Here is an 18475-nt window from a genome sequence, read left to right as displayed (position 1 = left end):
AATAACCCGATCAGTCCCTCGGGTGTGGTTCCGAACCACACCCCTTGCTTGAACCCGGTTGGATGGCGATTTCGAGATCACTGCGCAACGGGTGCGCGGCTCTCACGCTCGGTACCAGCTCATGCGCCTCGGCATTAAGTCTGGCCGCATCGCTCGTACGGCTGCCGAGCCATGCGAGAAGACCACAGAGATGGCGAAACTTGGCTCCGATCGCAGAGTGCAGGCGTTCAACCTTCCCTGGCGGATAACAAGATTCACGGTGACTTGCCTCCCCGTTCGCACCCGGTGCGGAGCACGCTGCGCAAGGATCCGACGGTGCAATTTCTAGGACGAGCCGCCTCCAACATGCGAAATTTTGTAGATCGAGCGCGGCTGCAAGCAACCATGGTGGGGTGTGGTTCCAAACCACACCCCCTAAACCCAAGACGGATTAGCTCGGGGTGTGATGCGTCCAACTTTCTTCACGCGGCGAACGATCTCGCACATCAGTGCTTGCCGAACACTTTGCCCCCACTTGGTGGCTCGCCAGCAGTACCTCCAGGCCACATCGCAGCCCGCGACGCGTTTCGATCCATGAGGGGCGAGAGCGAGCAAACCGTCCGTGCTTTACTCGGCCCTGAACTGCCGTGTGTCGTAGTTGCTACTGCTTCCTTCGGGACGGGCTCCCGAACATGGTCGGCGGACGAAAATTCAAAGTTCGCCGCGTACTTTTCCCCTTAACTCGGAGCTGTCGAAGTCGCAACAGAGTCACTGCATCGCGTCTTGATTCAATCATCCGACGCCACTGACATCCAGCTGCGCGGCGCCAAACCTTCGTCCTGACTGCCGCCATGAGCTCGGAATAGTGACGGTTAGAGACGCTGATTGCTGTCAAGCGCCTCGCGTAGCTAGCACCGGCATTTTTCCTGCTCAAACCCCAATGGCATGGTGTCCCCGCAGCTACTATTTTCTAGACGGAAAGCGCTCCCTCGCGCACATCCGTCATGTCCAAACGCCATTGTTTGCAAGGAAGTGTGCGCTTACTCCGTGCGCACATCAGACGCGGGATTCTGGTGGCGCGCGAGCGCCGTGACGTTTCCGGTCGTCAGTGCAATTGTTCGTTCAACCCAGCAAGCGCAGCGGACTTGGTGCAATGATCCGTGGAGCTCGAGAATGGGACGTCGGCCCCGCTGGGCCACATTCCCATCGGTAAAGCCAAAACGACTCACCATGCAGCGCCGCATTGATTCGTCCTAAAGTATTCATCGGAGCACGAAGCGCTGTTTTGAGAGTGAATCGGGACAAAGTAAGCCGCCACTCGCCGGCATCAAAAGTGTGCGCTAAGTCATTGATTTATCAGGAGATCCGGTGAACCTGCTTTTGCATGAGGGGTTTGTGCATCGAAAAATAGCACGGATGATTATTGGTCGAAGCGCGCAGCTCCAATGACAGGAGACAGGGCATAGTCGCTCCAAGCAGTGGCCGAAGCTGAACGACTGCACGCTTGTACGCATACGAGAGAGGCGCGCACATTGCTGAATCCGCTGTGTAGGCCACAACGGCGCCGGCGATTAGGGAGAGCCGGCCGAGATCTCGCCTTCACGTTTCCAGCCAGTCACCAGCGGCGGGTTCGAGCCTCGACGGCCAGTGATCACGACAGGCAGTAGTCCCCCAACGCCAGTCGACCCATGCACCCAGCATCGGGCGACCGTGCAGTCCGCTGTGAGCGCGACCGGACCGTCCCACAGCGCCCCACAGTTCAAGACCGCTTGCGGGTCGCGACCGGTGTTTTGTCCCAAGCCGGCCCGCGCGCGCAAAAGGCGCCCCACGCTGACCAGCTCTTCTTCGTCGAGCCAACCGTGGATCAAGAGCCCCAGCCAATTCTGAGCGTTGCCTGTGCTGTCGATCTTGTAGCTGGTCGCTCCACGCCCAAGCGTCCCCGTGAAGCGCGCCTTCACCCAATACATCCCGCGGACTGGCAATGCACCCGCACCCCCGTGGAAAGCAAGCCACCGCCCTCCAAGCCAATGCTCGCTCGCTGTCGTTGACCGGCTGTGGTTCCGAACCACAGGCACACGGACGCTGGGGCAGGGTAGGGAAGGTTCTCTGTGTTTTTCCTCACAGGTGTTCTCCGATTAGCGCCAAAGTTCTATGTATGTGTTTTATGATGTATCTTTCTGAAACATCTACAACCGAAGAGACATGACTAATTCGAAGTTCCGCCGCACCGCTGCCGCATCCGCCGTTCTCACCGTTCTGCTGGCTTCCGGCACTGCCTTCGGCGCCAGTCTGAATTTGGGTTCAGCCGGTACTGCTGGCGGCTCAAACAGCGGCGGCGCCGCAGGCGCGGGCGGCTCCGCGGCTGTTGTGGCAGGGGATGCTGCGACCTCCATAGGCGCCGGGGGCAATGGAGGATCGGCAACTTCAGGTGGGGTTGCTGGCTCGGGTGGCAGCGGCTCAAGCGCTGGATCCAACGCTTCAGCGATCGGTGCTGGCGGCACAGGCGGCTCTGCAAGCAATGGGGCAACCGCCGGACTTGGGGGCGCAGGCGCGACCGCAAGCGGGTTGGGCACGACGGCGATCGGCACCGGAGGCAACGGTGGCGCTGCAACTACCGGCGGAACCGGCGGCAACGGAGGAGCCGGTGCCGTGGCAAGTGGCGCTGGAGCGACCGCCATTGGCGCGGGGGGCTCGGGTGCCGGAGGTTCGTCTGGTCGAACAGCGGCCGCTGGCGGTGCAGGTGCTGCTGCTGCTGGTACAGGATCTATTGCTGTGGGTAGCGGCAGCTTTGCATCTGGCGCGCAGGCTGACGGCGCGTCGGCAATCGCGATCGGAAGTGCGTCCGGCGGAAGACAAGGTGCAGTCGCTTCGGGCGAATCGAGCATGGCGATTGGCGGTGCGTCTGGAACGCAAACCGGCGCAAGCGCCGCGGCCGCCAGCGGCGTTGCGTTGGGCGCCGGCAGCCAAGTCACTGCGGCTGCGACCAACAGCGTTGCGTTGGGGGCCGGTTCCGTGGCCAGCGCAGCCAACACCGTGTCGGTAGGCGGCAATGGTGTGACCCGCAGCATCACCAATGTCGCTTCGGGAAACATTGCCAGTGGCAGCACGGACGCCGTCACTGGGGGGCAGTTGTTCAGCGTGCAGCAGACCGCGAACGAGGCGAAGGCCACAGCTGAATTTGCGTCGGCGATCGCGGGTCAGGCGGGCAAAGATGCCAACGCAGCCCAGCAGTCTGCAAACGCAGCAAACTCCATTGCGGGCACTGCACTGGACGTTGGCAACAAGGCTCAGACCACGGCCACCAATGCGCTGAGCACGGCGCAGACAGCAACGACGGCAGCAGGCACGGCGCAAGCTGCCGCGGACAACGCCCAGGCCACCGCCAGCAAAGCGCTGGGCGCGGCCGGCAATGCACAAAGTACCGCTGACGGCGCTGTTTCAGCGGCGCAAGCGGCTGACAAGGCCGCGTTCATCGCGCAGCAGACGGCCAACTCCGCCAGCAACCTCGCCGGTGTGGCCCTCGGCGTTGGCAATACGGCGAACAATACGGCAAACAATGCGCTGAGCACCGCGCAAGGCGCGTCGGCGGCGGCAGGGGTGGCGCAGTCCAGCGCGAATACCGCACAGGCGACGGCAAGCAAAGCTCAGGGCGCCGCCGCCAACGCGCAGTCCACTGCCGACAGCGCGTTTGCTGCCGCCATGACGGCAGACAAGGCAGCCTTCGGTGCCCAGCAGACAGCCAACACGGCCAACAACCTGGCTGGCGTGGCTCTCGGCGTGGGAAACACGGCCAACAACACTGCGAACAACGCCCTCGCTGCAGCCGGCAACGCGCAGACGACCGCGAATTCGGGCGTTGCCGCTGCCGCCGCTGCACAGACGACGGCGAACAGCGGGGTTGCCGCGGCCGCCAACGCACAGACCACGGCCAACACGGCGGTGAGCGCGGCTGCCAACGCCCAGACGACGGCCAACGCAGGCGTGGCCGCTGCTGCCAACGCACAAACGACCGCGAACACCGCACTGGGCGCTGCCGCCAATGCACAGACCACGGCCAACACGGCGGTGAGCGCGGCCGCGGCTGCACAATCGACTGCCAACACAGGCGTGGCCGCTGCTGCCAATGCCCAAACAACCGCGAACACGGCTCTAGGCGCGGCTGCCAACGCACAGACCACGGCTGATGCCGGCGTTGCTGCTGCTGCTGCTGCGCAAACGACGGCCAACACAGGCGTGGCTGCGGCTGCCGCTGCGCAGACGACTGCCAACGCCGGCGTTGCTGCTGCTGCTGCTGCGCAGACGACGGCCAACACAGGCGTGGCTGCGGCTGCCGCTGCGCAGACGACGGCCAACACAGGCGTGGCTGCGGCTGCCGCTGCGCAGACGACTGCCAACGCCGGCGTTGCTGCTGCTGCTGCTGCGCAGACGACGGCAAACACCGGCGTGGCTGCGGCTGCCAACGCACAGACGACTGCGAACACCGCAGTGAGCGCGGCCGCCGCGGCACAAACGACGGCCAACACAGGCGTTGCAGCTGCAGGCGCGGCTCAGACGACTGCGAACACCGCCCTGGGCGTGGCCAACAACTCGGCGCAATACAGCGCCGGCGGGACCAACCTGCAACTCAACGCCAACGGCGGCGCAGGCTCGACCATCAGCAACGTGCGGGCCGGCGCGGCGCTCACCGATGCGGCCAACGTGGGCCAAGTGCAGCAGGCCCAGCAAGGCGCGATCACCAGCGCGAACAACTTCACCAGCCAGCAGGTCATGGCACTGCAGACGCTCATGAATCAGGCGTTCTCGAACGGGCTGTGCAGCTTCTCGGGCGGTAACGTCACCTGCGGCACGGGCGCGAGCGCCACTGGCCAGGGCGCCACCGCCTTCGGCCCGAATGCGCAGGCCAACGGCAACGACACCGTGGCGGTCGGCAACGGCGCGCAGGCCAGCCATGCGGGCTCGGTCGCCATCGGCGCGGGCGCGCGGGCGCTGGCCGATCCGACCACCGCGGTCGGCAACAATGCCCAGGCCCTCGGCAACGATTCGGTCGCGCTCGGCGCCAACACGCTCGCCACCGGCCGCAATGCCGTGGCACTGGGCCAGGGGTCGGTCGCTACGCGCGACAACAGCGTGTCGGTGGGCAACCAGGCCACCGGGCTCGCACGCACCATCACCAACGTCGCGCCGGGCGTGCTGCCCAGCGATGCCGTCAACGTCGGCCAGATGCAGCAAGCCGTTTCCACCGCGACCAACGAGCTCCGCAGCTTCGCCGCTCAGGGCATCGCGTCGGCGCTGGCCATGCCCAGCATCCCCATGCTCGCGCCCGGACAGCGCTGGGTGGGCGCCGCGGTCGGCAACTACGCGGGTGCCTCCGCGCTGGGCATGGCCTTCGGCTACCAGGTCAGCGAGCGCCTGAACCTCGGGCTGGGCGTGTCGACCGGAACCAGCGGCAGCGCCAACCACGTGGCCACGCGGGTGCAGGTCGGCTACGCCTGGTAAGCAATGCTTGACGGTGTCGCAGTGCGTCTTGCATGCGACACCGTTTCGCCGTGACTCACTGCTCCATCGTGGTTGGTAGAGCGCCTGCAAAGATGGCCACATACCAATCGCATGCCCCCAAACGGGAGAAGAGGGGCGCGAAGGTGCAGTCCCAGCGACAACGAGACGTTGATGCTGCTTTGCGAAGACTGATGCAATGACGGCTTGAGGCCGGTTCTGGATTCAGGTTGCATCGTGCCGGGCCCAGCCGGCACGATAGAGTGCCCTCGGCGGACTCTCGCGCGGGCTGAGAAAAGTTAGATGGCAAGTTGGCGGAGGGCGGTGTCGCTCCGCATTAGCGGCCTGCGTTTCGAGACGACGTGCACCCGTGACCGTTCTGGCTTTGCGCAAAGCCGCAGTTATGGCATCGGTTGCGACTGCACCCAACCTCCGGATGCCCGCCAGGGCTATGAGCGAGCGGGCGAAGTCTGGGCTTTGATGCGCGCGGGGTTCCCGACCACCGTCGCGCCTTGAGGCACGTCGCGCGTGACCACGCTCCCGGCTCCGATGACCGCATCATCACCTACCGTGATGCCGGGCAACAAAATGGCGCCGCCCCCGATCCACACGTTGCGCCCGATCCGAATAGGGCGGCCGAACTCGAGGCCGGTCTCGCGTTCCGCAGCGGTGCGCGGGTGGTCCGCGGTCAGGATCTGCACGTTGGGCCCGATTTGCGTCTTGTCCCCGATGTGGACTTCCACCACATCCAAGATGACACAGCCGAAGTTGAGGAACGCGCCCGATCCAAGATGGATGTTGAAGCCATAGTCGCAGTGAAAGGGCGGCCGGATCGTCGAGCCATCTCCCACCGAGCCCAGCCGCTCGGCCAGCAGCACGCGTCGATCGGCGGTGGCCATGCCCAGCGCGGCGTTGTAGCGAACCAGCCACTCTCGGGTCGCCGCCAGATCGCTCTGGAGCTCGGCATCGCCTGCGTCGTAAAGCTCGCCGGCCAGCATCTTCTGTTTCTCGGATTTCATCGAAGGCACTCCATGTCGTCGGTCGCGCCAGCCATGCAGGCCATGGCCGGCTGAAGACAAGCCTAAGCGCCCGGAGCAGCTGTTGGTGTAGGAGCCCGGGTGCAGTCAACCGGCCGATCGAAGGAGAGGACAGCCGTCATCTCGGCGTTGGGGGCGCGAACATCTCCCTGGTGCAACTGGCCGGTTCCCAAGGTACTCAAAGACCTGCTTCAAGGCGCGCAGAACGTCGGCGCCCCCAAAGAGCGCGAGCGTCTGTGGCGAATACACGCGCGACGCGCGCGAACAGGTATCCCGCTGGTCTGCTGGGGCTGGTTCAATGTGAGCAGGCGCGCAGCTACGATGCTGCAAGCGAGAAATAACCTTACACATCAACACTTGGCTGAAGGGTCAACCACCTCTGTGGCACTGACCTCGGCGTCGACCCCAGTGACGTTGAAATTACCGTCCGGGCTAGGTAAAACCCATCATCGGCAGACGCTGTGAGCGACTTCCCCCACAAATCCTTTGAAGGACAGGTCTACACCTTCGCGCACCTGGGCCAGCGTGTCCTCCCAGTGGATCTGGTGGTTGAGAAGCAGCCGATCTCGGTGCCGGTCCGGGTGACCTTCGGCTGCCACTGCTTCACCGAGGACTTCGACACCGCCAAACACGGCGACCATCACCGTTACGCTCACCTGGGCGAGGTACGAGCCTTCGACCTCGAGCGTTATGCCTGCTCGCTCCAGCTGCCGCGGGTTGTGGACGCGATCCTGGGCGGGACTATCTACCGCTCCGATCAGAACTACACCTACGTCTCGCAGGTGGTGATCCCGCCGGTCTCCGGGCAGCAGCCGTACTCAATCTTCTTCAGCCTGGAAAAGACCAAGAAGGCCGCAGCACCCGCCGTGGAGATGTACGTGAAGAGCGCCTACCTCAGCCCCTTGAAACACAAGCCGAACGCCCAGAACTGGCGCTTTAAGGCCCTGGTCGGCGAGACCGCAGGGCTGTTCGATCCGAAAGCCAAGGGGCGGAAGAAGTGACCACAAGTCCTGGCCCGTCAAGAGATCTCAGTGACCGTGCATTGACCCTGGCATTAACAACTGTTATCATGGCCACTCAAAGACAGTTCGAGAGCGAGTGCGTATACGAACTAGCTGCCTGGAAACAGGTCCTGCACACCAGCAGGGGTAACAGAGCCTCGCAGCGATAGCCCTCGGGCTGTCAAGGAAAGGGCCTTCGGGCCCTTTTTCTTTGGCCGCGTCGATCCCAGCACCCTCCCCAAACGAAACTTGACCAGGCATGGACTGGTCGGGCTTAAGACCCTGGCTCTGACACCAGGGCGAGATCTCACAGTGGCGACACTGCGAGGGGTAAGGCCGCTGTTAGGGCCTCATGCCTCACGGTACTGCGCGCGCAATTTGTCGAGTTCTGAATTGTTTGCGTATCTGCTTGGCGACCAGCGGGCTCCGTGGCGGCGAATCCCGTCCTTGATGAACACCTCGGACATGCTGTCCAACCGGGAGTCAGCATTCGATGGAAATCAACAACCCGTCCATGAGGCGAGAGGCCGTCGGCGCCTGCGTCCTCAGCCGACGGCGGCCAAAACGCGAGCCACTGCCCATGGTGAACTGACTGGACTCGCCCGACCATGGGCGCTCAAAGAGCCGGCGATCCAGCATGTCGTGTCTCGACGCTCTCCCGGCCGCGGCTGGTTCGCGGCACAAACGGGTGGAATTCGTCGTTGGCTCAGACATAGAGGGCGTCCGTGCCCGGCGAGGCGGTCTTGGCTCGCGCGGAAAACCCCTCGTACAAGAAAACGATGTTGTCCGCCGGGTCACCCGAAAGTCGCCCCCGAACCTTGTCGAACGTCATCATCGCCACGCTGAACCTCGGTGGCCCGACGACCAGGACGGGCTGCGATCGAGCTTCATGCCACTGGTAGGTGCCACCGTGTTGTCGACGTCCAACTTCGAGGATGTAAGACCCCATCAGTTCGACCAAGGCCTTCACATCCGCAGGCGGCATTTCCTTGGCATATGGCGACGCCTCCGCCAGCATCTCCTCCACGATGGAAAGACTCTGCTCGGAGTAATCGAGCCGTCCTCCGGCGCGCGCCTGGAACTGGGACACGGCCAGCGCCGCCTTCTCGCGGACCTGCGCCGCGAGGTCGGGGCCTTGGGCAGACGCCGGCGAAGGCTCCACCATAGTCAGAGCGAGCAACGCTGCGAGGGCCGGGACAAATCGAAAAATGGTCATGCTGCGCGTCGGATGGGCGGGCAGGGGGAAGGCCCGCGATAGCGGGGAACACCAACCCTGCCCGGAGTGCCTCTTTGGGCTGCTGGGCGAAGCCGCTCAGCATCGTAGCGGCCTCGTGTCGATGCGGCGTGACTTGGCCCAAGGCACATCTCAGGGCCAGCACCAGCACGCAATGAGAGGGTCACGGCGGGTGAGCACTCACCTCCAGCGGTACGCTGGCAAGACCTGCCAGCCTGGACGATCAAGCCGCCGCGGAACGCGGACGTCGATCCGGCATGGCTTCGCGCGAAGCGTATGCCGCCTTGGCCCGGTTGACTGCCTCTTCCGGGAGCAGCTGCAGCTTTCGGCAGCTCGAGCACTGATACAGGCGACGCTGGGAGAACAAGCGCATCCACCCTCGTCGCTCCACGCGTCCCAGGTGATTGGCAGTGCAGTCGCAGGCGGAAAAGAAAGACATGTTTGCAAAGAAAAGAGTTGCGTCCATCGCTGCCGGCAAGCGTGACGGATCCCTCGCTAGTCGTGGCGATGGTGAGGCGCATCACACGTGGCGCGCTTTTCTTCCCTTGATGCCGGTCGCGAGGCGCAGCACCTGTGATTTGATTGCATTTTGTTTCATTGGGCTTAGCATTGCAACATAATGATTACATTGTCTCGGCGTGCGGGCTGGGACCGGCGGAAGAAGTGCGCCTCGCGTGCATGACCGTTTGGACCAGCCGGAAACGCCCTCCGGTGAGGTTGCTCATGACAGACACCATCTCGCAGGTTTTCGATTTGCCAAGTCAGTCGGACGACCGCGTGCGCGTTTCACGTCCTGTCCGTGCCGTGTTCCACGTGGCTTCCCGGGAGGAGGTGAACCGGTGGCTCCTCGGGAAAAGCGGAGAGGCCATGACCGACCAAGACCTGGTGCTGAAGTACGTCGTTGAAGTTCGCGATCTTTCGCACGACGATGAACCCCGCCTGTCCGTTGAGGACCTTGCGAGCGACGGGCGAGCCGCGGCAATGCTCGCCGCCGTCTTCCTCCGCAACGTCGAAGGGTGAAGACTAACTTCACGAGCCCAAGGGCATAGGCAGGTCAGCGCTAGAAGGGGCGATGCCAACATGAGATTCGAACGCCACTTCGACCCTCAGCGCTTGAGCGCTGTCCGATATTGTCCCGTTGGGCAGAAGGCAGCAACTCTGGACCAACGGCGAACGCCAAAGCTCACCCAGTCCGACCACAGGTTTCGCTGTACACGTCCAACCGTTGCCTCCTTGGTAGAAATCGCGGAGCAGATTCGGCGCAGCCCACTATCGATGGCGACTTGAGCGAACGAAAAAAAAAAGAAGACTTCGGCCACCTGCGCAACGAGAGGTTCTTCCGGTCCTTGGATGGTCTGGACGGCTGGTACACCGATTTCGCACGGCCGAGGCCGCGCACGCTGACTAGAGGCATCGAGTTGGCGGGACCGAAGACGGGACGACCCCATGTCGACACGCTCAATGGATCGAAGCATGCCAACATGAAGGAGCTTCGCTTCAAGGCTCACAACGGCTCGGAGATCTGGCGGGCGGCCTTCGCCTTCGAACCGCAGCGAAAAGCGTATGTGCTGGTAGCCGGTGACAAGCAGGGGTAGGACGAGGCGGCCTTCTACAAGGCGCTGATCAACACGGCCGACAAGAGGTTCGACGCCCACCTGAAGAAGCTCGCCAAGGACGAGAAGGAATCAGCATGAGCACCACGCTGCGAAGCATCATCGAAGAGTTTTCCGTCGAGGATCAGAAGCTCATCCAGAGCAAAGCGACCGTCTTGGCAGAGGAGATGGTTCGTCATGCGGATTCATTGGCGGAGGTCCGCGCTGCGTTGGTCAAGACCCAGGAGGAAGCGGCGCGGTTCTCAATGTCAGACAAAACGCTGTAGCTCAGCTGGAGAGGCGTTCGGACCTGCTGCTTTCTACATGGCGCAAGTACATAGAAGCAATGGGCGGAGAACTGGCCGTAGCTGTCAGAACTGAAACGGGCACTGTGATCATGCTTGATAGTCTGAGCTCGCTTGCCAAACCGTCGGCGCCGCGTCGCACGCGCGCGTCTGGCGTTGCGCGCAAGCGGCAGACTCGTCCTGCCGGCAAGGCCAAGGTCGAGCGCAGAGGGGCCGCTGTCGCCTGACGACCCGTTCGGGCAAGAATGCATCGATATGCCAGATGCAAACTGGCCAGTGCAGCGTGGGTGGCAGCCGCGGCTCGCGGCCGCTTGCTGAGCGAAGCCTGCGGCTAAGGACGAAGGCCGTTAGCTTGCCTCCTGTGCAACAAGTCTCTCAATCAAGAGAGACTCATCGGCTCAATGGGATCACGCGCCGTTGGCGCGCCGGATCACCACGGGACCGATGCCCTCGTAGATCGTCGCGCCGTCCTTGACTGACGTGACAGACCAACGCGCACCAGGCGTCACCTTGTAGTCGCCCGGCGCCATCGGCAGCTCGCGCATGTCTTGTACCTCGTCGCTGTACCAGACGGGTGTGACGAGCACGGAGGTCTCGGACAGGAAAAAATCAGCTTGGCTCATCCGGCGATTGTCGAGGTGGGGGGAGAAGACCGGGCACGTCGTACATGACCGCCCGGATGTGATCGCCAGCGTTGCGGTCCCAGTCACCATAGTGTTGGCCGATCTCGGCACACATGCCGACCACGAGCTCGGCAAATTCAAGCAGGGTAGGGCGCAGCGGCTCGTCCGGCGCCAGCTCGCCGGCCCGTCTGGCCATGGCCGCGTACTCGGCCTGGATGTCCACTTCAAACCGGCCGGACCTCGAAGAACGCCTCGTCGGTGTCCCCGAGATCTCGGAAGCCCGCGGTTCGTGCGGCGTCATAGGCCTTGGCCCAGCGTTGCGCCAGCGCCAGCTCGTCCTTCGTGAGGTCCGCGCCGCTGGACTCGTAGGCGTTTTGGTAGGCACGCAGCGCCGGCATCACATCCTCGCCGAGCTGGCGCTCGAGCTCACGCGCGAAGCGCTGCTCGGACACACGCACCACATCGGCCGTGGCGTGCGGGTAGTCCAAGAGCTTGGCGATGAAGGCAACGCGGTGAGGTTGCAGCAGGATGTCGAAGTTCAGCGGCGCGTCGACCGCCACCTCGACCTCAAAAAGTTCAGTGTTGTTCATGGCGCATCCAGTCAAGGCTTCGTGCCTTCTGTGTGGTCGGGTTGTCGATGAAGAAGGTTGAGGTCAACACGGCAGGCCGCGGGGGGAATGAGGCCTTCACTGCGATCGCGAAGCAACGACGCCCGCCCGCTTGCGCCGCGCCAGCGGCAAACCACGGATCGCTCGCGTCGAAAGAAAACACCAGTTAAGCGGTGGCGAGTGCGGACTCCCTGGAAAGACGCAGGCTCTCGGGCCGGCAGCCTGCTTCGGACACACGGAGAAGGCGTCAACTTGTCCATCAAAAGGGCAGCGCACGGAAGGTCGCCCGGATGTGATCGCCAGCGCTACCGTCTCGCGGATGGCGGTACTGCTCCGCGGAGGCTGCGCAGAGCTCCGCCACGCCGTGCGCAAATTCCTTGAGATCTTCTGGAAGCGCCTGGCCGTGGTCGATCAGGCCGATGTTGCCGGCCAGGGTGCGGAATTTCTGTTCGGCCTGAACTTCGAAGCGGTCCGCGCCCGTGTCGAAGCCGAAGCGCTGACGCGCGCACTCTTCGGGAGGCCGATGGCTCAGAAAGGGGTACACCGCATCGGCCTCGAACGTCAGGTATTCGATGTCGACGCGGCCCTGATGCAGGCGCTGGTACTCGTCGCTAAAGCGCCGGGTCCAATCGCGCTTGGCGTCACGTCGCGTTGCAAGGCGGATGAACTCCCCATCGGATACGGGGTTGTCGAGCGCCGACTCGGCGCCGGGCAGGGGCGGTGTGATATCCATGGACTATCTCCAATAACTGTATAAAAATACAGTATCGACCCGCCACAACCTGACCGTCAATGGATTCCCGAGCGCAGAATTCAGCCAAGCCATGTGCACCCGCTACATCACCCCCGAAGACCGCGAAATCGAAGCTGCCTGGTACATCGGCGCGCGCAGCGCTGAGCGCTGGATGCGCAGCATGCGGCCGCTTGCCACCGGGGTCTTCATCCGCCGCGATCGCGAGCGCACCGAGTACGCGCGTGAGTTGGTGGCAGGGCAATGGGGGCTGATCCCAGCGCACTCGCCGAGCCATATCCCCCAAAACAAGCCGCGAAGAGGCGAGACGAAGTCCCAGCGGCTGTCGACCTACAACGCCCGGTTCGACGGGATCGAGAAGAAGCCGACCTTCAAGGATTCATGGGCCGACAGCCGGCGGTGCGTGATCCTCGCCGACAGCTTCGAAGAACCCTGCTGGGAAACTGGCGCCAACGTGTGGTGGCGCTTCAAACGCACGGACGGCCGCCCTTGGGCGCTCGCGGGCCTATGGAGCCCCTGGCTGGACCGGGAGACCGGTGAGATGTGGGAGAGCTTCACCATGATCACGATCAACGCCAACTTGCACCCGATCATGGCCAGGATGCACAAGCCGGAGGTCGACAAGGCGACGAAGAGGCCAATCGAGGTGCAAGACAAGCGCTCGGTCGTCGCCATCGAGGAGCGCGACATCGACCGCTGGCTCACCTGCTCACCGCAGGAGGCCCGAGAGATGGTCGAGCTCATCCCCGTTCACCTGATCGACGCCGCACCGGCGCCGACCGTGCCCGAGGCGGCCGAGGCAGGTCAACAGCGAGAAGTCGAATCCTCGGAAGAAGGCTGAGCTTCCACCGTGGCCCATGGCGGAAACCGACGAGCCGAGGGCCGGGCTAGTGCCCAGTTGATGGCATTCGAGATACGGAGTCCAGCGGGCACTCGGTGCGACCGCAGAGTGCTAGGCAAAGCAACGCATCGGTGCTGACTCCTGCGCTACTTGGCTTCAGCAGTAGTGAGAGCGCGGACGGCTGTGATCGCGTTGCCTGACTCGTTCGCCATACCTGGCTCGACATCACGCCATTGTTTCGGGCTAGTAGAGCGAACTTCCTCCCTTGAGGATGTAGGGCAGGGAACAGCGGCGTGTGTACGTGCGCGAAACGTGCGAGTCGCTCAAAACATTTTCGAGCCTCGGGATGTCATGCACGAATGGCTGTGCTCAGCATGGTGAAATCTGCAGCGCGAGCTGGCGTATCTTCGCCGGCTTCAGGCATGACGCGGTGTACAACGTGATGAGTTTGTTAGTACGAACGGCGTTAGCGCATTTACGTGCCGAGTGTTCCCCCGGTGAACTGGCTCAGGCATCGTTTGCTCGACCCGGCTGATCCTGCGCGTTTGTTGGTCGGGTTCGTGAAGTTCCCGCGTGGTCGAGTCCTGAGAAAAAGCATGGCGTGATACGCCTGCCTCGCGCGGGCCGCCGTGGCGAGAGCTTTTCTGCCACGTCGATATCGGCTTTCTTGCCTACTTCCTCATCGTCCTCCGCACAAAGGTATTCATCGTGCGCAACGCAACTCTTCGACGCCTGGCCCGCGCTTAAGCATTGGCGGAAAGGGTGGAAGTTTTGTCGCTGTGCGGCGAGATCGTCCTTTCTAGACTGCACTCGAATGAACCAAGAAGCCGATGGGTCGACTGCCGCACGTCGCTAGGAGCCCAGCATCACATTCGAGTAAGGGAACCGATCTATGCGAAAGAAAAGGAATCCGCCATTCCTTGAGCGACGCCCTGGCGGCAGCCTTCGGCTCTACAAGCCTCGAGTGGATGAGGACTCCGCCTCACCTTTCGAATTTTTCCTGAACATGGAAAGGGCGCTGGTCCGCGCCGACAACCTACAGGCCAAGTTCGACGTGATCGCGCGATACGCGCGACGGCTTGGCTTCGAACGTTGTGCCTACGGCGTCAGAATTTTTGACTCGTTCACGCGTCCTAAGACGCGCATGATCAACAACTACAGCACGGCTTGGCAGCAGCGCTACCGAGAGGCGGGTTATCTGGGCATCGACCCAAGCGTAGCGCACGGCTTGCGATCCCACGCACCGCTGGTCTGGAGCACTGAGCTCTTCAGGAGCACCCCTCAGCTTTGGGACGAGGCGCGCGAAAGCGGCTTGCGCTACGGATGGGCTAAATCGTTCTTCGACCCAGATGGATCCGTGGGCATGCTGACAGTTGCTCGCTCCCACGAAAAGCTCACGTCCTCCGAACTTTCAATCCTCAGCTACCAACTTCACTTGCTCGCCGATGCCGCGCATCGGCACTTGTCGGCTCAGGTTCGCCGGGACGAGCCTGACGACTTTCCGCTCCTGTCGGATCGAGAACTCGAGGTGTTGCGCTGGACGGCAGATGGCAAAACTTCCGAAGAAGCCGGCATCCTCCTGGAGGTCTCCCCCAACACGATCAAGTTCCACATGAAGAAGGTGATCGAGAAGCTGTCCGTGGCCAACAAGGTGGCCGCTATTGCACGCGTTGTGAGCCGCGGCCTGCTGGTGTAACTACTCAGGACCCACAATAGATACTGCCTCGGAATTCCTGAGCATGTCGAACCGCAACGAGCGCAACGTTGGCGCTCGGATCTCAGATGCGAGCGCACGAGATGAATACGTTTTCAAGTAAACAATCAGGATGCGTCCATTGTGAACATGCGACCCCGAGCCTGTCGCGCTGGGGGCGCGGGTTCGAGTCCCGTCCACTCCGCCCAAGTAAAGCGAAGACCAGAACCAGGGCGCTGTACTCGCGACTCGACATCGCGCGGACTGCCTCGGGGAAACCTCCGTCTTCCACGGCTTCCGGGAACCACGTGGGCTTCGTTACTGCGCCGGGCCACCCGCCGCGGCGGCTTCCGCTGGTGGCTTCTTCTTCCAGAACTTTGCGTAGGAGGGGCCTTCAGACTTGGGCGGGTACTCCGGCTCGGTTACTTTGATTGGCGTGGGCATTGGGAAGTCAACACCGACCAAGATTGCCTCCCCTTGACCCAGCGTTGGCAGGAAGGCGGCTGCACTGCCGTCCAGATTGCCGCAGGCTTTTTCGACGATGTCGCGGTCACGCTCGTTTATCAGACGGTGCACGATGAACATGCCCATCTGACTCAACACGTCTTCAGGGATGTCACGCGGGCGCTGCGTCGCAAGCAAAGTCGTCAAACCGTACTTCCGACCCTCTTTCGCAATCAGGCCGAATGCATCGAGCGACACGCGGTTGTTCTCGTCACCGATGGCCTTGCTCAAGAACTGGTGGGCTTCATCGAGCACCACCACCGTGGGCAACTGTTGGAATGCCCCGTTCCTAGCCAGCCCCAGGAGATGCCGTCCGATGGCATTAATGAGCAGTTCACGCGCGTGATGCTCGAACGGCAAGTCGGCCAAGCTGATTCTTAGGACGGCATCGTCAGACGCAAAGAAGGATTGAATTTCTTCCGTCAATGGAGCGAACTGCTCGGGCGCGAAAAGGCATCGAAGTGCCGGCGACCGGGTAATACTGTAAATCTTGGACACCAGAGTGTCGCAATAGCCCCGAATCCGCTCGTCAGGTCCGCCCCACATAGCGTAGTTCGGATTCGATGCAAACCCTGCGCTTTCATGTACGCACTCCTCGTAGACCTGTCGCGCCAAAGCTTTAATCAAATACCTCGCTCCCGGCGCCTCGACTAGCGCTTCATTTTTGTTCACTTCATAGTTAAACACCTTCTTTTCTGTGTTCGCCTTGATGAAGTGATGCGGCTCTTTATCGCCGTTGAGTACGTAGTTCAGCTTGAGGCTGCGCAAAGCTTCTCGCAGTTTCGGAACTTGGGCGCCTGGCGATGGCTGGAAGATTGCGAAGAGGTCCGTTTCGTTGAGGTCCCAGTACGGGAAGGCTACAAACTTGCGTGTGTCCTCCGCACTCTGAGGTACGCCGCCGAGATGCACAGAACGCACCCCGTTCGTGAAAGTGTGGAACTCGCCACTCGGGTCCACGAGGAGCACTTTGCCTCCGAGCCTGGCAGCTTCCTGAATGATTCGAGCGACGGTCCAACTCTTCCCGCCCCCGGTGGCTCCCAGGACCGCGCAGTGACGGCCAAACAGGTGACCTGGACTCACGTTGACCATCGTGCTCGGGTCATGCGGAATCGTGGCGAGCTCGATGGCTCCAGCGCTAGAGACAGCATGACCTTCCACGATGTGCTTCACCAGTAGCGGGTGCGCTGAGAAAACGTGCTGCCCAATGCGAGGATGGAACGGAATCCCGGATATGACTTTGGCGGTCGCAAGCTCGAGGGTCGTCAAGAGCTGGACAAACCCGATGGGGTTGGCGTCTGGGGGAGCGCCAAGAGAGGGCTCGGCCTTGAGCCGTTCGTTGTCGGGCAGCTTCACCTCGGTGATGCGCCCCAATACTGCAACGCCTTCACCTTCTATGAAGATGAACTCGCCGACCTGGCCGCCGAGCACTGTATATCCTGAATATTGCCGGGGAGCGACACCCGCAGCCTTCGGCAGATTGATGCGAGCACTGTCCGGCCCCACGAAGGTGACCGCACCAATGTAGCGGCTGGGGTCAAACGGGCTTGTTGCAAGCCTGCCGGTCATCCTGCCTCCCGCATCAGTCGGATGCGCTCGTAGTGCTGCTCGAGGTCGGTTTCAGCAGCGATGTCCGGCATCAACGGCACGGCTTGCTCAAAGGTGGAGGAAATGAGCGCCAGGCGCGCATCACCGTGCTCAATCAAGTACCTGAGCTTTGACAGGTAGGGGTGCTTCGCATCGTTGCCGTCCTGGACAACCTTGTCCTTGTTTTCCCATGGACCAAGGCCAGGGTCACACACCACGACCTTGAGGTGCAGATTGGAATTGATGGCCGACAGTATTGGCTCAGCCAAATGGTTGTCATTGAATCCAAATCCCAAAACGAGAAGGCCGGTATCCGGTTGTCGTAATGCAGTTTGGAATGCTGACATCATCTCGAGATATGGTTGCTCGAATGACAACTCGTATTTCGTATTTCGAGGATATATGAGCAGCGGTGCTTCAGAGGTGGGGTCTTTCTCTATCTCTCCGGAGGTCTTGCTCTTTGTCCAATCTACAGAGCCGTGAAGTTTGTAGAGATGGAAGACGTTCGGAATGAAATCGTGACTGTCAGGGCTGCTTTCCCGTTTCACGATGTCGTAGGAGAAGTAAAGCGAATCGAAGACTTGCGGCGTTGTATGGGAAAAACCGTCAACGATGACGTAGCGCCCTTTGCGCGCAGCGTACTCGAAGCACAAGTCATAGTTGGTTGTAAAGACTTTTGTGCGCAGCTTTCGCGTGGACCGACGAACCAGCCGGCGAAGAAAGTCCGCATGAAGGCCAACTTCATCTCCAACGTCCAAGAAGCGTACGCAATCGCGAACTGTCTGTTCGGCGATGGCAATAAATTCCTTGACTTGCGTCTTCTCTTCCCCGTCACCGAGGAACTCTTCCGCAATCTTGCAGTGCGAGAGCAGCGCTTCGATGTTTTCACCCTTGGCCGTCGGGAAATGCGTGAGCGCAATGACCTTGTCGAAGCTGTCCCCGCAATTTGCCTTGCACTCCCTCCATAGGTCAGCCATCGTGGGAGCGATGCGCTTTCCCGCTTGTGCCGCCCGTGGACCAGACTCCCCTGGAGCTTTAGGTTGCACGTTCACATGTAGGGACGTACCGAGCCCGGTGAGAACGACAAGGTTGGTGCACCTGAAGCAGTCGGAAAGGTTGCGGTTGATTTCTGCAAGTGCTGGGTCCGGGATGGTGCGTCCGTTGCCATCCTCTTTGGGGTCTTTAACTTCGCGCCAAGCTCCGCCATTCCGGTAGGTCAATACTTGCATA

At 61.9% G+C, this 18475-nt stretch carries 14 protein-coding genes and 1 pseudogene; 7 read left to right on the top strand and 8 right to left on the bottom strand.

Annotated features, from left to right (window positions below; all coding sequences use genetic code 11):
- Nucleotides 1-2862 precede the first annotated feature (2862 nt).
- Complete coding sequence (locus INQ48_35775) at nt 2863-5475, top strand: adhesin (protein QRF62852.1); 2613 nt, start codon at nt 2863-2865, stop codon at nt 5473-5475.
- A 446-nt stretch (nt 5476-5921) separates the two neighbouring features.
- Here INQ48_35775 and INQ48_35770 read toward each other — a convergent pair whose 3' ends face one another.
- Nucleotides 5922-6491 (bottom strand): sugar O-acetyltransferase, encoded by a 570-nt coding sequence (locus INQ48_35770; protein ID QRF62851.1) that lies wholly within the window; start codon nt 6489-6491, stop codon nt 5922-5924.
- Nucleotides 6492-6970: 479 nt separating this feature from the next.
- On the opposite strand from INQ48_35770, the gene INQ48_35765 reads away from it, so the two are divergent.
- Nucleotides 6971-7510 (top strand): hypothetical protein, encoded by a 540-nt coding sequence (locus tag INQ48_35765; GenBank protein ID QRF62850.1) that lies wholly within the window; start codon nt 6971-6973, stop codon nt 7508-7510.
- Between the two features lie 706 nt (nt 7511-8216).
- Here INQ48_35765 and INQ48_35760 read toward each other — a convergent pair.
- Complete coding sequence (locus tag INQ48_35760) at nt 8217-8726, bottom strand: hypothetical protein (protein ID QRF62849.1); 510 nt, start codon at nt 8724-8726, stop codon at nt 8217-8219.
- Between the two features lie 741 nt (nt 8727-9467).
- On the opposite strand from INQ48_35760, the gene INQ48_35755 reads away from it, so the two are divergent.
- The 3 genes and pseudogenes from INQ48_35755 to INQ48_35745 all read left to right on the top strand — a co-directional run bounded on the left by INQ48_35755 (nt 9468) and on the right by INQ48_35745 (nt 10623).
- A complete protein-coding gene (locus INQ48_35755) occupies nt 9468-9764 on the top strand; it encodes a hypothetical protein (protein QRF62848.1) in 297 nt (98 codons plus the stop codon).
- A gap of 299 nt (nt 9765-10063) precedes the next feature.
- Nucleotides 10064-10438 (top strand): annotated as a pseudogene (locus INQ48_35750) (type II toxin-antitoxin system RelE/ParE family toxin).
- The gene (locus INQ48_35745) at nt 10435-10623 is read left to right on the top strand and encodes a hypothetical protein (protein ID QRF62847.1); all 189 of its coding nucleotides are present in this window, start codon (nt 10435-10437) and stop codon (nt 10621-10623) included. Before INQ48_35750 ends, INQ48_35745 begins: the two are co-directional and overlap by 4 nt.
- 425 nt (nt 10624-11048) lie before the next feature.
- Here INQ48_35745 and INQ48_35740 read toward each other — a convergent pair whose 3' ends face one another.
- The 4 genes from INQ48_35740 to INQ48_35725 all read right to left on the bottom strand — a co-directional run bounded on the left by INQ48_35740 (nt 11049) and on the right by INQ48_35725 (nt 12605).
- Nucleotides 11049-11264, bottom strand: a complete 216-nt coding sequence (locus INQ48_35740; GenBank protein QRF62846.1) for a hypothetical protein — start codon at nt 11262-11264, stop codon at nt 11049-11051.
- Nucleotides 11251-11460, bottom strand: a complete 210-nt coding sequence (locus INQ48_35735; GenBank protein ID QRF63102.1) for a hypothetical protein — start codon at nt 11458-11460, stop codon at nt 11251-11253. The genes INQ48_35740 and INQ48_35735 overlap by 14 nt, the downstream gene beginning before the upstream one ends.
- A 28-nt stretch (nt 11461-11488) precedes the next feature.
- Nucleotides 11489-11788, bottom strand: coding sequence for a hypothetical protein (locus INQ48_35730; protein ID QRF63101.1), 300 nt, complete (start codon nt 11786-11788; stop codon nt 11489-11491).
- A 343-nt stretch (nt 11789-12131) separates the two neighbouring features.
- Nucleotides 12132-12605, bottom strand: coding sequence for a hypothetical protein (locus INQ48_35725; GenBank protein ID QRF62845.1), 474 nt, complete (start codon nt 12603-12605; stop codon nt 12132-12134).
- A 91-nt stretch (nt 12606-12696) separates the two neighbouring features.
- On the opposite strand from INQ48_35725, the gene INQ48_35720 reads away from it, so the two are divergent.
- Together INQ48_35720 and INQ48_35715 are read left to right on the top strand one after the other, a co-directional pair.
- A complete protein-coding gene (locus INQ48_35720) occupies nt 12697-13464 on the top strand; it encodes an SOS response-associated peptidase family protein (GenBank protein ID QRF62844.1) in 768 nt (255 codons plus the stop codon).
- A gap of 964 nt (nt 13465-14428) precedes the next feature.
- Nucleotides 14429-15160, top strand: a complete 732-nt coding sequence (locus INQ48_35715) for a LuxR family transcriptional regulator (protein ID QRF62843.1) — start codon at nt 14429-14431, stop codon at nt 15158-15160.
- A 315-nt stretch (nt 15161-15475) separates the two neighbouring features.
- On the opposite strand, the gene INQ48_35710 is transcribed toward INQ48_35715, so the two are convergent.
- Nucleotides 15476-17227 carry an ATP-binding protein gene (locus INQ48_35710; protein ID QRF62842.1) on the bottom strand — a complete coding sequence of 584 codons (1752 nt, stop codon included), beginning with the start codon at nt 17225-17227 and terminating at the stop codon, nt 15476-15478.
- Nucleotides 17224-18474: an SIR2 family protein gene (locus INQ48_35705; protein ID QRF62841.1), complete on the bottom strand. Its 1251-nt coding sequence runs from the start codon at nt 18472-18474 to the stop codon at nt 17224-17226. Before INQ48_35705 ends, INQ48_35710 begins: the two co-directional genes overlap by 4 nt.
- Between the last annotated feature and the right edge of the window lies 1 nt (nt 18475).

The sequence above is a fragment of the Variovorax paradoxus genome, assembly GCA_016806145.1.
Classification (GTDB): Bacteria; Pseudomonadota; Gammaproteobacteria; order Burkholderiales; family Burkholderiaceae_C; genus Variovorax.
This window is presented reverse-complemented; position numbering and strand designations above follow the sequence as displayed.

Excerpts from the sequence above, each read along its gene's own strand:
- INQ48_35710 (QRF62842.1), bottom strand. The coding sequence starts at position 17,227 with ATGACCGGCAGGCTTGCAACAAGCCCGTTTGACCCCAGCCGCTACATT.
- INQ48_35735 (QRF63102.1), bottom strand. The coding sequence starts at position 11,460 with ATGGCCAGACGGGCCGGCGAGCTGGCGCCGGACGAGCCGCTGCGCCCT.
- INQ48_35745 (QRF62847.1), top strand. The coding sequence starts at position 10,435 with ATGAGCACCACGCTGCGAAGCATCATCGAAGAGTTTTCCGTCGAGGAT.
- INQ48_35770 (QRF62851.1), bottom strand. The coding sequence starts at position 6,491 with ATGAAATCCGAGAAACAGAAGATGCTGGCCGGCGAGCTTTACGACGCA.
- INQ48_35740 (QRF62846.1), bottom strand. The coding sequence starts at position 11,264 with ATGAGCCAAGCTGATTTTTTCCTGTCCGAGACCTCCGTGCTCGTCACA.
- INQ48_35725 (QRF62845.1), bottom strand. The coding sequence starts at position 12,605 with ATGGATATCACACCGCCCCTGCCCGGCGCCGAGTCGGCGCTCGACAAC.
- INQ48_35720 (QRF62844.1), top strand. The coding sequence starts at position 12,697 with ATGTGCACCCGCTACATCACCCCCGAAGACCGCGAAATCGAAGCTGCC.
- INQ48_35760 (QRF62849.1), bottom strand. The coding sequence starts at position 8,726 with ATGACCATTTTTCGATTTGTCCCGGCCCTCGCAGCGTTGCTCGCTCTG.
- INQ48_35775 (QRF62852.1), top strand. The coding sequence starts at position 2,863 with ATGGCGATTGGCGGTGCGTCTGGAACGCAAACCGGCGCAAGCGCCGCG.
- INQ48_35705 (QRF62841.1), bottom strand. The coding sequence starts at position 18,474 with ATGCAAGTATTGACCTACCGGAATGGCGGAGCTTGGCGCGAAGTTAAA.
- INQ48_35755 (QRF62848.1), top strand. The coding sequence starts at position 9,468 with ATGACAGACACCATCTCGCAGGTTTTCGATTTGCCAAGTCAGTCGGAC.